Source organism: Pseudomonas sp. B21-056 (genome assembly GCF_026016325.1).
In the GTDB taxonomy this organism is placed as follows: Bacteria; Pseudomonadota; Gammaproteobacteria; order Pseudomonadales; family Pseudomonadaceae; genus Aquipseudomonas.
In genome coordinates, this window is the sequence record NZ_CP087203.1 from 2,984,464 (window position 1) to 2,996,801 (window position 12,338).

The 12,338-nt window shown below is 56.8% G+C and carries 12 protein-coding genes and 1 pseudogene; 6 read left to right on the forward strand and 7 right to left on the reverse strand.

Annotation, left to right across the window (positions count from 1 at the left end; all coding sequences use genetic code 11):
* Nucleotides 1-107: 107 nt before the first annotated feature.
* The 5 genes from LOY67_RS12940 (at nt 108) to LOY67_RS12960 (ending at nt 6,294) form a co-directional block, all read left to right on the forward strand.
* The gene (locus LOY67_RS12940) at nt 108-1,112 is read left to right on the forward strand and encodes a cupin-like domain-containing protein (protein WP_265067543.1); all 1,005 of its coding nucleotides are present in this window, start codon (nt 108-110) and stop codon (nt 1,110-1,112) included.
* A complete protein-coding gene (locus LOY67_RS12945; protein ID WP_265067544.1) occupies nt 1,109-2,479 on the forward strand; it encodes an MFS transporter in 1,371 nt (456 codons plus the stop codon). The genes LOY67_RS12940 and LOY67_RS12945 overlap by 4 nt, the downstream gene beginning before the upstream one ends.
* Before the next feature lie 157 nt (nt 2,480-2,636).
* Nucleotides 2,637-3,248 carry an aspartyl/asparaginyl beta-hydroxylase domain-containing protein gene (locus LOY67_RS12950; protein ID WP_265067545.1) on the forward strand — a complete coding sequence of 204 codons (612 nt, stop codon included), beginning with the start codon at nt 2,637-2,639 and terminating at the stop codon, nt 3,246-3,248.
* A 968-nt stretch (nt 3,249-4,216) separates the two neighbouring features.
* Nucleotides 4,217-4,672, forward strand: coding sequence for a hypothetical protein (locus LOY67_RS12955; RefSeq protein ID WP_265067546.1), 456 nt, complete (start codon nt 4,217-4,219; stop codon nt 4,670-4,672).
* A 215-nt stretch (nt 4,673-4,887) separates the two neighbouring features.
* A complete protein-coding gene (locus tag LOY67_RS12960; protein ID WP_265067547.1) occupies nt 4,888-6,294 on the forward strand; it encodes a hypothetical protein in 1,407 nt (468 codons plus the stop codon).
* 267 nt (nt 6,295-6,561) lie between these two features.
* On the opposite strand, the gene LOY67_RS12965 is transcribed toward LOY67_RS12960, so the two are convergent.
* The 5 genes and pseudogenes from LOY67_RS12965 to LOY67_RS12985 form a co-directional block, all read right to left on the reverse strand.
* Nucleotides 6,562-6,798: a hypothetical protein gene (locus LOY67_RS12965; RefSeq protein ID WP_265067548.1), complete on the reverse strand. Its 237-nt coding sequence runs from the start codon at nt 6,796-6,798 to the stop codon at nt 6,562-6,564.
* Nucleotides 6,799-7,485: 687 nt separating this feature from the next.
* Complete coding sequence (locus tag LOY67_RS12970) at nt 7,486-8,172, reverse strand: hypothetical protein (RefSeq protein WP_265067549.1); 687 nt, start codon at nt 8,170-8,172, stop codon at nt 7,486-7,488.
* 111 nt (nt 8,173-8,283) lie between these two features.
* Nucleotides 8,284-8,634: a hypothetical protein gene (locus LOY67_RS12975; protein ID WP_265067550.1), complete on the reverse strand. Its 351-nt coding sequence runs from the start codon at nt 8,632-8,634 to the stop codon at nt 8,284-8,286.
* Nucleotides 8,635-8,836: 202 nt separating this feature from the next.
* Nucleotides 8,837-9,292: a hypothetical protein gene (locus tag LOY67_RS12980; protein ID WP_265067551.1), complete on the reverse strand. Its 456-nt coding sequence runs from the start codon at nt 9,290-9,292 to the stop codon at nt 8,837-8,839.
* A 50-nt stretch (nt 9,293-9,342) separates the two neighbouring features.
* Nucleotides 9,343-9,484 (reverse strand): annotated as a pseudogene (locus LOY67_RS12985) (helix-turn-helix domain-containing protein); the annotation flags it as partial.
* A gap of 199 nt (nt 9,485-9,683) precedes the next feature.
* Here LOY67_RS12985 and LOY67_RS12990 point away from each other — a divergent pair.
* A complete protein-coding gene (locus tag LOY67_RS12990; RefSeq protein WP_265067552.1) occupies nt 9,684-10,043 on the forward strand; it encodes a GFA family protein in 360 nt (119 codons plus the stop codon).
* An 88-nt stretch (nt 10,044-10,131) separates the two neighbouring features.
* Here LOY67_RS12990 and syrC read toward each other — a convergent pair whose 3' ends face one another.
* Both syrC and syrB2 read right to left on the reverse strand, forming a co-directional pair.
* On the reverse strand, nt 10,132-11,343 hold the full coding sequence (gene syrC / locus LOY67_RS12995) for a syringomycin E biosynthesis aminoacyltransferase SyrC (protein ID WP_265067553.1): 1,212 nt from the start codon (nt 11,341-11,343) through the stop codon (nt 10,132-10,134).
* A 58-nt stretch (nt 11,344-11,401) separates the two neighbouring features.
* The gene (gene syrB2 / locus LOY67_RS13000; RefSeq protein ID WP_265067554.1) at nt 11,402-12,337 is read right to left on the reverse strand and encodes a syringomycin E biosynthesis L-threonyl-[L-threonyl-carrier protein] 4-chlorinase SyrB2; all 936 of its coding nucleotides are present in this window, start codon (nt 12,335-12,337) and stop codon (nt 11,402-11,404) included.
* Nucleotide 12,338: the final 1 nt, after the last annotated feature.

Here is a 12,338-nt window from a genome sequence, read left to right on the forward strand (position 1 = left end):
GTCATGGTAAGCAGGGACAACAGTGGAAACGGTGGCGCGCGGCGTTTGGGATGGTCGCGGGAGTCTGTTATATCAACGGTCCCGAGAGTGCTTGCGAGGATCGTGAGATGCCATTGACCGCCGAACTGGAACGTCCAGCATCAAAGTTCTGGAGCCTGTCCCGTTTTCCCAACCATCCTCAAGCCGGATCGGTCGAAGTGATTGATGCCCTGACGATTTCCAGGGAGGAATTCATCCGCAAGTATGTCAATCAAAACCGTCCCTGCCTGATCAAAAATGCGGTGCGGCACTGGCCGGCCTTTCACAAATGGAACCAACTCGATTACCTGAAGACTCATTCGCGCAACCATGCGGTGAAGGTGCGCACGCGGATCGTTTCGGAGGTCATTGGTTGGTCGAAGCCCGACGTCAGGGCGGCCTTGGCCGAGGATGCGAAAACGGTCTATCGACAGATGCCGTTCCACGAATTTCTCGACAGCCTGGGTGAAGAAGGTAATCCACTGGTCGCCGACAGCTGCCGTTTTTCCGCGGGCTCGGCCATCGAGCAGATGAAAGATGACGTCGGTGGCCTGCCATTCATGCCGCAACTCTCCAAGCCGCGGCATTACCCGGCCCATCGCAGTTTTCTGTATCGCAACTCCTACACCGATTGGCATTTCCATGTCATTGACGAGACCTTCATGGCCCAGGTGGTCGGTGCCAAGGAGGTCCTCCTGCTGCCGCCGGACGAAACCAGTTGGCGGGCGTTGCGGCCGGTGGTCGAAGAGGCGGGGTATCTGTATGACATCGATACCCGGCGCTTCCCTGGCATCCGGGGCTTGCACGCGTTGCGCACGGTGGTGGAACCGGGCGATGCCCTGTACATACCGGTTTATTGGTGGCATGCGGTGCAATCCATCGACGATGCGTTCGGCGCCACCGTCGCTGCCACGTTCCCGACACCCTTGCATGTCAGTGGCGATATCCGCTCGCCCATTGCCAGGCGAGTGCTGCGCAGCTTTTTGTTCTCCCGTTATGCGCCGTTGGTGTTGGGTGTAGTGGCCTATTCTCTGCTCTATCGATTGACGCACAAGCTGATGGGTGCAGGCACACCTCGCGATGCACGCACATGAATCTCAGGAGCGCGCACTGGCGATTCGATCTTGGACGCAGTTTCTATTTGCTCTGGTGCGGTGAATCGCTGACGGTAGTGGGCACCACGATGATGGGATTTGCCCTGGGTGTCTGGATCTATTCCCACACGGGCTCAGCGATGGCATTTTCCAACGCGATATTGGCGACAACGTTGCCGGCGCTTGTGTTTTTGCCGTTGGCGGGAGGGTTGGCCGACCGGATCAGTCACAGAGTGATCATTGTCTGCTGCGATGTGATCCTGACCTTGCTGCTTTTCGGGGTTATTGTGTTGCTCTGGCTCGATCACCTGGAACCCCTGCATCTGTACATCTTCAATTGCCTGGCTTCAATCGTCGCCGCTTTCCGCAAACCGGCTTATCAGGCGGCCGTCACGACCATTGTCGCGCCGCAGAAATTCACCCGGGCCTCCGGGCTGATCAGCATCAGCAAGAACGTTTCGGCATTGGTAGCGCCGCAACTGGCGGGGATCATCATGGCCAAGGCTGGCCTGTCGATGATTCTGGTTCTGAACGTGGTGACTTTCTGTTCCGGCACCGTACTGGTGGTCAAGGCGTTTTCCCATGCGTTGCACACCTCGCAGCGCCAGCACGTTGTCGGTAAGGGATCGGTGTTTCGCAGCGTGCTGCGCAACATTGCCTCGGCGTTGAAATTCCTTTCTGTCGATTACCTGATGGTCTGGTTATTGGTTTACACCGTGGCACGCAACGCGCTTCTTTCGTTGGCGACGGTGATGATGACGCCGTTGGTGTTGTCTACCCTCAGCAGTCAGATGCTGGGCATGGTTTATACATGGTCGGCCCTGGGAGGATTGTTCGGCGCCGGATTGCTGATTCTTATCGGCAACCCGCGCAGGTTGATGGCCTTGGTGGGAGTGGCCGATCTGTCGCTGGCAATCTGCGTCATCTCATTGGGAGGGGTTCTGCACCCCGTCGCCTATTGTGTCCTGGCGTTCTTCGCCATCACTTCGGCCTGTGTCGCTGAGGCTTGCGTGAGCTCGCTGTGGATGCACAAGATCCCTAGCGGTAATCGCGCCAGTGTGTTTGCGCTGATCAATATGTTGACCATTGCCGCCACGAGCCTGGTGATCTTCGTCGGTGGTTTACTGGTGGATCACTGGTTCCAGCCGGCTCTGGTATCCGGTGGTCTCTACGCTGATTCGATCGGCCTCTGGCTGGGGGTGGGCGCTGGACGTGGCGTAGGAATGCTGTTCGTGGTTGCCGGTGCGCTTTTTGCACTTCTTCCTTTGGGCATTCTGCTCTATAGGCCGATGCGGCGTCTGGCCGAGGCGCAGCCGCAAGCGGAAACCGTACAGGCGAGCGACAGCCCCTCGGTCAACGCCTTGTGATAGCGGACATGGCCTGTTGTACCGGATTCCCGTGACAGACAGGCCGGGGGCGCTGAGTCAACCTTTACCGAGTCTCTGCCGGACCAGCACGCGGGTCTGGCAGAACGGTATTTGCATCGCCATCTGAATCGACACCCCCCGATACAAGGAGCACCTTATGCGCCCGCCGTTTTATGAGATCAGCCGTTTTCCCAAGCTTGTGGAGCTTGCCGACAACTGGGAAGTAATTCGTGAAGAGTTTCTCGCCCTCGATGCGCCGACCCTGTCCATCAACCGCGTGGGCAAGTCGATCACCCAGATCGTCGATGAGGTCGCCGCGCATATGAAGGCCGGTGGTCAGTATGGCTGGCTCTGGGGATGGGGCGACAACATGGAAATCAAGCCAGAGTGGACGCAGTACGGCCTGGTTGCCTATGACACTCCGATTCCTTATGCCCGTGCCGCCATGCCTCGGACCATCGAACTGTTGAGCAAGCTTCCCGGTATCAAGCTCTGCGCCTTGCTGCGCATGGAGCCCAGCGTATTCGTCAGCACCCATGCCCACACCGGCACCTGGGAAGAAGGTCTATTGCACATGCAACTGACCATCGACGCACCGACGACCGATAACTACTCTTACCTCAACGTCAAAGGCAGCTTCAACCAGAGCACCAACGGCAATCTGGTGATCTTCGATGGCTCGCTCGATCATTTCGCCGTCAATGCCTCAAGGGCCTACCGCACTGTTTTGTATCTTGAGTTCCATCGCGAGAAGCATATGGCTGCGTGAGGTCGAGCTGGTTTGATGGGGGGAGTCTGCTCGCAAAGAGGGCATGTCAGCGGACATCACCGGCCGGCTGAAGCGACGCCATCGCGAGCAGGCTCGCTCCCACAGGGCTTTGCTATCGGCGAGTAAATGCCGTATCCCCAGACTTACCGTACGAGCGAAGGCATTGGTTCAGCTTGCATCCCCTGTTGAATGTGCTCACCGCCATCACGGGCAGCCTGTTCTCACAGGTCTGGTGCCAGATACAAATATCACATGCACCACAATCCAATGTGGGAGCGAGCCTGCTCGCGATGGCGTCGGTTCAGCTTGCATTCATGTCGGATGAGCCACCGCCATCGCCGGCAGCGTGGCTCCCACAGGTCCAGTGTCAGACACAAATATCACGTACACCACAAATCCACTGTGGGAGCGAGCTTGCTCGCGAAAGGGCCATGCCGGTCGGCATCATTGTTGACTGGGTCAGCATCGCGAGCAGGCTCGCACCCATCAGGGGACTAGTGGTGACCCAAGGGGCTTCAGACCGCCACCGACTCCAGCGTCGATTCAAGAAAGCGGAAGGCAGTCTGTTTCGAACGTTGGGTCGATTCGAAGAGCGCCAGGTGACTGCCGTTGCGCTCTACGTGCAGCATGGCATCGTCGATGGATTCGGCAATGCGCTGGGAGCCACCGATGTGGGGGGGTAGTGAGTCGAACGCCGTTTTTGGCTGTATTCAGCCGGTCACCAAGGGCAGTAATCGGCTAGAAGCGGTCATCCAGGTTGAGTGCTATCCAGAATGACTTTGTTCTCGATTTCAAATCTGCTCAACAACGCGGCACCATCCGTAACCCCAGGAATCTGATCGGTCGTCAATCAGCAAGCGGAACAAACCAATGCCGTGGTAGTCTTCAAGTGTGCCCCCCAGGCAACAGGCTGTTCTTACCGGGGGCGGTCCGCAATGCTGGAGTATTTTTTACATAGGAGGTTTCGGGTGCCCTGGAAGTCAAATCTTGTAGTGCTCGCCCTGTCTGCCGTTGCCTTTTCGGCGCAGGCCCAATCCGATCGTGAAGTGGTCGAGGACATGGTGACTCGCTCGGCCAACGTCTGCCCAGGCCACAGCACCGAGCGCACCACGCCCACGGTGAAGGCGGTGCCAGTCGGCGCGTTGCGGGTCATGCTTGACCGCGGCCTGGTCATGTGTCCCGACCGGCGCCTCGACGTCGACGCACCGGCTGTGTTCTACGGTAGCGTTGGCGTATTCGAATGGAACCCCGAAGTGCCTGCAAGCTCGGAAGTGATCGTCAAGCAGATCGACGCCATGACCCGCAAGGACGAGTACCCATCGGACACCTTGGTTTGGGATGCAGCGGGTATGCCACTCAAGCAGCGCACTGTGCCGGCTTTCGAACCCAAGCCAGGGGCTGCTGTGTTGTATCGGATACGGTAAGCCTGTCGACGAGGTGTGTGGAAGTAGGCGTCAGATTGGTTATAGGGTCATGGCTGTAGGCGCCTACGTCGAATTGAACTCGCATCTCGTTCAGCATCTACGCAATGGCTGCTTTAGCCGACGCCCGTCTGTAGTGATCGACAGAGGGCGAACAAGCTTTCTGTGACATTTCAGCACGGCTACTCTGTGCCCACTCCCCAAACTAAGCGGCCTTGATGCTTATTCGAATTCTGATCGCGTCATTCTTTTTGTGGGCTCCTGTCAACGTCCACGCGGATGAGGAAGTGCCGCAACTCATCAAACGCGGCGCTTGGACTGCAGCGGGAATCCAGATCTATGACTTCGCTTGGAGTAGACGTCCAAGTTCGGACATTGCCATCTCCCTGGCTCGATCCGGCTTTACTGATATAGCCATTGCCCGCGCCGATGAACCCTTCCGAAATAGTAAATCCTATGTTCTGAGGGTCATCGCGGAAAAAGGCAAAGGGCTCACAGACACTCAGCGCACTCACATCCTCGACGAAGCGCTCCGGGCAGCCACCTCTCCAGACCAGCAAGTAAGTATTGCGCTGGCGTGGGCGAATCTCGGCAAGCCCGAACGAGCCATCGGTATTTGCCGAAAAGCTATGGCTGATGCTCGGGGCAACCGTGATTACACCAGACGTATACTTGAGGATCTGGCAATCAGCGAAAACGCTCCTCTGGCCTCAGCTTTAGCTCAAGACCTTGTCGCGTTCGCCAAAGCAACTCAGGGTGACGACGACCCTTATATATACCTCAGCCTGGCGCAGTTGCTTGGATTAGCGGGTGACGAAATAGGGCTGGAAAAAGCACTCCAGGCGGCTGAGCAACGCGTTTACCGCCTGCCTCAATGGCAGCAGACTAATGTCAGGACGGGAATGGTCAATGTCGCGTTACTGAATGACCGGACCGAGATGGCCGCAATAATCACGCCGCAGAAACACACGCCGATGGAATGGGCGCGGTACTACGCTCGTCACAGGGACTACGGCAAGGCAGAGGATCTTACCCAAGGCATGCGCGACACTCTCTACGTTTCGCCTCGAACCGACAGCCTGGCGTACACCATCCGTACGGCGGTTGCTAACGGCGATATCAGACAGGCCAGCGATATGGTCGACAGGCTAGTGAACATCGACTCCGCGTATGTAAAGCTGCAATTATTTATCGGCCGGGCCTATGTTAGGACGGGCCGGAATGCAGATGCCTCAAGTGCCTACGCGAAGGCCGCGGCTAAGTATTTGCGGCTGGAGGAACGTACCTACAGCCAATATGACGCTGAGGTATTAGCCCAACTAGTCCACGCATCCAGGATCCATGGTGAGGAAAGGCTCGCCAAGCTAGTCATGGATCTAATGCCGACCATCATTGCAAAAAACTATTCAAAGAATCTGAATGGACAAATACTGAGCCGAGTGTACTTTGCAGCCATTCTTAACGAGGCCGGAGAGAAGGCGGCGGCCTCAACTTGGTTGGCTCAAGCATACGAAATACTGAAGGCTGAGCCCGAACCAGAAAAAAGACTCGGATTTGACAACCTTGAGTTGCGTATTGCGGAAGGTCTCGGGGAAGCAACGGATTTAGAATTACCGAACCGCTAGTGAGGCTGGTACCACCAGACCACCAGCAAACGGCCGAGGCTAAATCACCACCGGAGATCTACTCGCCACATCGAACGAGTGCAACAGTCGTTCCTGCCTACTCGATAACTATCCCATCATGCGCGTAATCTTCCCGCTGGCCGGTGGAGTGATTTTGCCGTAGATGACACAGGAACTCTATTCTGTAGCAAAGTCGACCTAAAGCAGACCATGTCAAGTGGATATCAAATAAAGAAAGTTCCGCAGCTTTATCCGGCTCTAGACTGGTCATTCCCAACCCAGTTTTCTGTAGGAAGTCTTGTCTTGTTCGGGAAAGTCCGTCAGGTATTCGCCCCACTGCATGTGCGCATAATATTTAGCCATCGCTTCAAAATGACTTTCAGCCTCGACCTCCCAAACAAGCTTCGCTTCTGAATGCATAAGCGCACGCGCACCATCACCTTGAGCACCAGCTAGACAAAAGGTCTGACAGCCATCAGGTTCCTGCCAAAGTTCATGATTCATATTCGGGGCTCCGTTTGTTAAGGCCGTTATGGTGTTCGGAACTCTGATGGAACGGTCGTTATGGATCGGCTCTGTAGAAGAGACTGAATCCAAACGCCGACTTTTTCAACAGAAACGCTCGAGAACGCCCGTTCACGAACGTTGGCTTTTGACCGTTTTCTATTTGTCTTGAATCCACAACCCGAAACGGATTTTCAAGCTTAGTCATCGTGAATTGGTTTTATGAGCAACAACTCATAGGTCAAATCTGCTTCATGAAATGTGGAGTACCATTCTTGAAAGCCTGATCGGGGCTCGCACAATAGACGGACGATGAGTCCGGACTCCGTACTAAAAGTTTCTTTGACAACTGCGATATCCCCAGGCGCCGCATCGCGAGAGTTTATCCAGTCAACATACACAGCCTTCGTGGGGTCGACGTGGATTAGTTTTATGAAGTCGTCTTTGGAAAGGGTCATAGCTGTTTTTAATACCTCATACCGGGCAGGTAAAACCTGGTTCGAGTGGCTGCTCCTGGCCGGTTGTTGCCATCCGCGAGGGGCATCTTCGGTCGAAAGCGAATCTCTGTACAGCATACTTAGCCGGGCGTCCGTGCCCCAGGGTCCAGCTGTGGGAGTAGAACTTAATCTGTCATCATGGTCAGGTGACAGAGAAGGGGATACCCTTTGCTGCTGCATGGATTTGATTTCAGTCAAGGCGATCAATGGCACGTGCAAGATTTGCGCGTGCCGGCTGCTCGAATGCGTCGAAGTAGGGTGCGGTTGTATAAATGCGCTCGCGCATTAGAAAGCCCTCCAGGATCTGGCGTCGCTTCCGGCGATATACAGGCATCGGCACATGCAGGTACTCGCGGCGGACTTGTTGGTCGTACTCCTCGAACCGCTCGAACGATGCCCCAAGGATCGCCAGATCCGTGTCCACCAACACCGCCTCTTCTAACGACTGCGGGGCACTGTCGTGTCGGGTCACCATGACCAGGTCGTAAAGCCTGCGGCGCGTTTCGTCGCCCAGGCCGCTAGCACGGGCCACCTCGTCCAGCCATTGGGCGCTGCGCAGTTCGTTGTCGCTGCGCAGGGGGTCGTAGATCGCGTCGTGGAACCACAGCGCGAGGTCGACTTCGGCGGGGGCTTGGCAGGTAGCGTTGACGAGTCGGCGCACCTGGAGGCACTCGGCCAAGTGATTGCGGTTGTGGTACGCGCGGTGTGGCTCGTCGTAGTGTCGAATGAGTTTTTCGTGCGTCTCTGGCGACGCGCATCTGACCCCAAGCTCCGTCCAGACGCGAACCCAGGCTGTAAAACCCAGTGTCTCAGGCACGGCGAGATTGTCGTGTACCCAGGCTGGAAATAACCCGCTTCCTTCTGACTGTCTCGTCATTGCTGCTCCTTGGCCTTAGTAGACAGGTGAACGCCCCCCGGGATAACGCATGTAATGCCAGCCGCGAATGAGTCGAGCCGGCGGACACGGTTGTGACACCCTGTCTGGCGATCAGCTGGGCCTGCTTCCAATTAATAGCTGTTCCTCATGCGAGCCCACTTTTGTGCCCATGGATTGCACTCCCAAGGTCTTTGCGATCCTGGCTAAAATTTTTTTGCAGTGTTCAGAAACAACAAGCGGTGGCTCGTTAATCATGTAAAGCAGGTGTTCGAACGCGACTCTGGCTTCGTTGTGATCTACATAGTCCAGAACGATTTCACAGCCATTTTCTAATCCAGCTTGAGCTAACGCGTGATCATTCGGTACAGGGTCGAGTTGCTCGTATGCGCTGGACATCAGCGCTGAGACTTCTTTGAGCGCCTCTATGAAGTCAACCCTCAAGTCGTTGTGATGGTGGGTCATTACAAACATTCCTCGATAGAGTCCGTAGAGGTTGGCTGCCTTGCCAAAAGGCGTACGCTCAATCCGATCTTCGGGCTCTCCTGAACCCGATTCATTTCTGCTGGTATTGCAGGATCGTTGTCAGCAACGAAGGGACAGATACGACTCCAGGACGAGCCCAAGAATGGGATACCACTTGCCGTATGCGGCTGTCATTAGCCCTTCAAGCCTTCATCAGCCTGTAGAAGTCCTCCAGCGCCGTGCGAAACTCCACCAGAGAAAAACTGATCGGGCGCTTTTCGGCGTCCCACCGAGTGGTGATGCCAACCTCCAGACCGCGGGAAACGCTCAACCCAAAGCGGCGCCAGTGCAAGGTCTCTCCGTCAATCACCTGTTCTGTCATCAGTACAAAGCAATCGAAGTCCATGTCATCGCTGCAGACCAGCAGCGGTACCGGTGTCGACGTGCCGTCTTCGGCGGGCGCGAAACGCCGTTGGGCGAGGGCGTCTTCCTCCTCGTCCAGCAACCACATCAATGAAAGACCATTCCTGTCGAGATCGGGATCTTCGAGGTGACTGGCGAGCCACTCCTCGATAGGCAGGTCGTCGATAAACAGCCAGGCACAGCTGCTACGGTTACATTTTGCTTGATGATAAGCAGCATGGATGCGGTGGTGCATAGGTAGTCCATTAGAAATAGAGCGGCCAAGCGAGGACTCGCAGGGAGAGTTTACATCTCACGCCGCACCCGCCCTGGTGTTTCACCATAGATTTCCTTGAATTTTTCACTCAAGGCCGCCTGGGATTGATATCCAACCTGGAGTGTAATGTCAGTCAGCCCCCAAATGCGAATGGCTCAGCAGGTCTATAGATCCTGCTTGTGCAGGCGTCTGGCCTCGGTACCGTGGGGTATTGGGGCTTTTCTATGCCTGCAAGTTCTTCATCAGCATCCCGGGACGATCCAGCTATTGAAGATGCAATGAAAGATTCGGGTTTATCCCCCCGCGCAGCACAGTGTGTAATCCACTACGATAAAACTGCAAACTCACTGACAACGGAGACACACCCACGATGAACTACACGGGCACCTGTCACTGTGGAGCGGTTGGCTTCGCTTTTGAGGCCGAGCTTGAAGAATTGATCAGTTGCGACTGTTCGCTGTGCAGCAAGCGTAATGCGTTGATGGCCACGGTTCCACGCGAGCATTTTCGCATCACCCGTGGTCAGGAAATCCTTCGTCTGTATCGCTGGAACAGCGGCGTGGCCCAGCATTACTTCTGCGCTACATGCGGTATCTATGTATACCACCGACGTCGCAGCAATCCTGAGGTCCTCAGCGTGAACGCGTGCTGTATCGATGGCTTGGATTACCGCGCTCTGCCGTTGCGTCATGTCGATGGCAAGAGTCGGAGCGTGGTCAACCCGTCTTGAGCAGAGTGCGCCTATTCAACCACACGGTGCCGACCTGAAGGGGCGGCACCGTTCGCAGGGCTTTGCCCAGATCCTGAGACCAAAGGCTTCAGACGGCGACTGATTCCAGCGTCGATTCAAGGAAGCGGAAGGCAGTCTGTTTCGAGCGTTGGGTCGATTCGAAGAACGCCAGGTGACTGCCGTTGCGCTCCACGTGCAGCATGGCATCGTTGATGGATTCGGCAATGCGCTGGGAGCCACCGATGTGGGTGGTGTCGTCGGCGTCGCCGGCGACCACCAGGGTCGGCACGCTGATCTGTTCCAGTCGTGATTGCAGCTCGGTCTTGTTCAGCGCGTCGTTGAGCCGTGCATAACGGTAGAACAGCTCCTCGTTGACGTAAGGGTAGAGCGCCGCATGGGCGATCGAGTCGGGGATGGTCGCCAGTGTCGCCTGGTCGAGGAACAACGCTTGCAAGTCGCTGGCTTCGTTGCGGTCGACGGCGGCCGATTCCATCAGCCATTCGAAGTTCTGCTGATGGGCGGTGCGCAGGCTGTTGTCGCCCAGGTTGTAGTCGCCATGCCACAGGCTCAGGGAGTTCACCCGCTCGGGGTGGATGGCGGCGGCGCTCAATGCGATTACCGCACCGCCGCAGATGCCCATCAGGTGTGCACTGGGCAGCTCGTAGTGGTTCATCACGTTGATCAGGTCGCCGACCTGGGCGTCGGTGTCCACGGAGAGTTGGTCGAACGAGGTACAGGAGCCGAACAACCCACGGGTTTCCCAGGTGACCACGAAAAACCGCTCGCTCAGTGCATTGAACCAGTCGCGGCACAGGTCGAACGGCATGCCGCAGGGCAGCGCCAGGACGATAGCCGGGCGCTTGTGATCGGTGCTGGCATGCACCGACAACGCGACGTTGTCGCGGGTGATCAGGTGCACGGTTTCAACCTCGGGCACCGAACCACTGAAATCGAAGTGTCTGACCAGGCGCCCGAAATCCCTGACACTTTCGAACGCGTCGAAGTGGTCATAGGAGAAATCCAGCGCCTGGCAGATTTTCTTGCTGATAAACATCTCGAAGGACGACAGCTGCGCCTCGCCATCGTGCACGTACTGCACGGCTTTGACGCCGATGCGTGCGAAGGTGGCGCTGACCGCCCGCTCCGTGGCTCTCACGCTGGGGGAGGCCTGGTCGGGTGGCGGCTCATTTGCCTGAGCGATAAAGCTCAGGCAAATGGGATCGGGCAGATGGATGGCAAGGTGCCTAAGCATCCTCACGGTCTCACACAGGCGCGTAGCTGCGTCGGTGGAAATAGTCATGGATTGGGGACTCCTGTCAGGCACGTTGCGCATGCCACTGTCTTATGGCACTGAAAGATCAGACCGCTTCGAATTTCTTGCCTCGGGTGGTATGGGTGACAAGGCGGTTGTATTCCGGGGTCTTGTCCCCGATTACCTGGACCGCGCCGTATTTTTCAAGGCTGATGCGACCGCCGTACTCCTCGATGTGTTCGGAGTCCGGGTAGATCTTCACGAAGGACGGTACATAGCGTGAGGCGAAGCCCATGCGCATGTCCTGGGACTCGCCGCTGTGGGGGTAGGAGGCGTGCATCAGGGTCGACCAGAAAATGATGAACTGGCCGGCCTTCATCTGCATCGGTACGGCGGCGGATTCGTCAGGCTTGAAGTCCTCGTCGATTTGCAGCTGGCGATAGTCGTAGCCGAAGAAACCGCGGCGCACGCCATCCTTGACCACCGTGCTGTTGTTGGCATCGGGATCGTAGGCCATGCGTTTGGTTTCGTCGTAGTTCATGCTGTTCTGGGTGCCCGGAATGAACTGCAGGCAACCATTGGCGATGTTGGCGTCGGTGAACGCGGTCCAGACGGTGATGGTGCCGCCGAAGTCTTCGTTCTCCGGCCAGAGGATCTGCGGCTTGCCCGAAGCGTTGGCGAAGGTGTCGGCCTGGTGCCAGTCGGTGCCTTCGTCACCCGGGTACTTAGGGAAGAACTCGGTACGCCAGCACAGCACGTCCGGGCCGAGGATGCTTTCGACGCGGTCGCAGATCTGCGGACGGCAGATGTGGCCGGCGAGGAATTCGTCGTCCAGGTGGCGATCGTAGTTGGCGATGTTGGTGCCGGCGGAAATCGCGTCCAGGTCCTGATAGGCCGCGGCACTGCGGTCGAGCAGGCGCAGGCGGGTGCGCTTCCAGGTTTCTTTCATCTCTTCGGGTGAATAGGCGTCGAAAGGACCGATGAAACCGTTCTTCTCAAAGGACGCGCGTTCTTCCGGGGTCAAGGCGAATTTCTTGCTCATG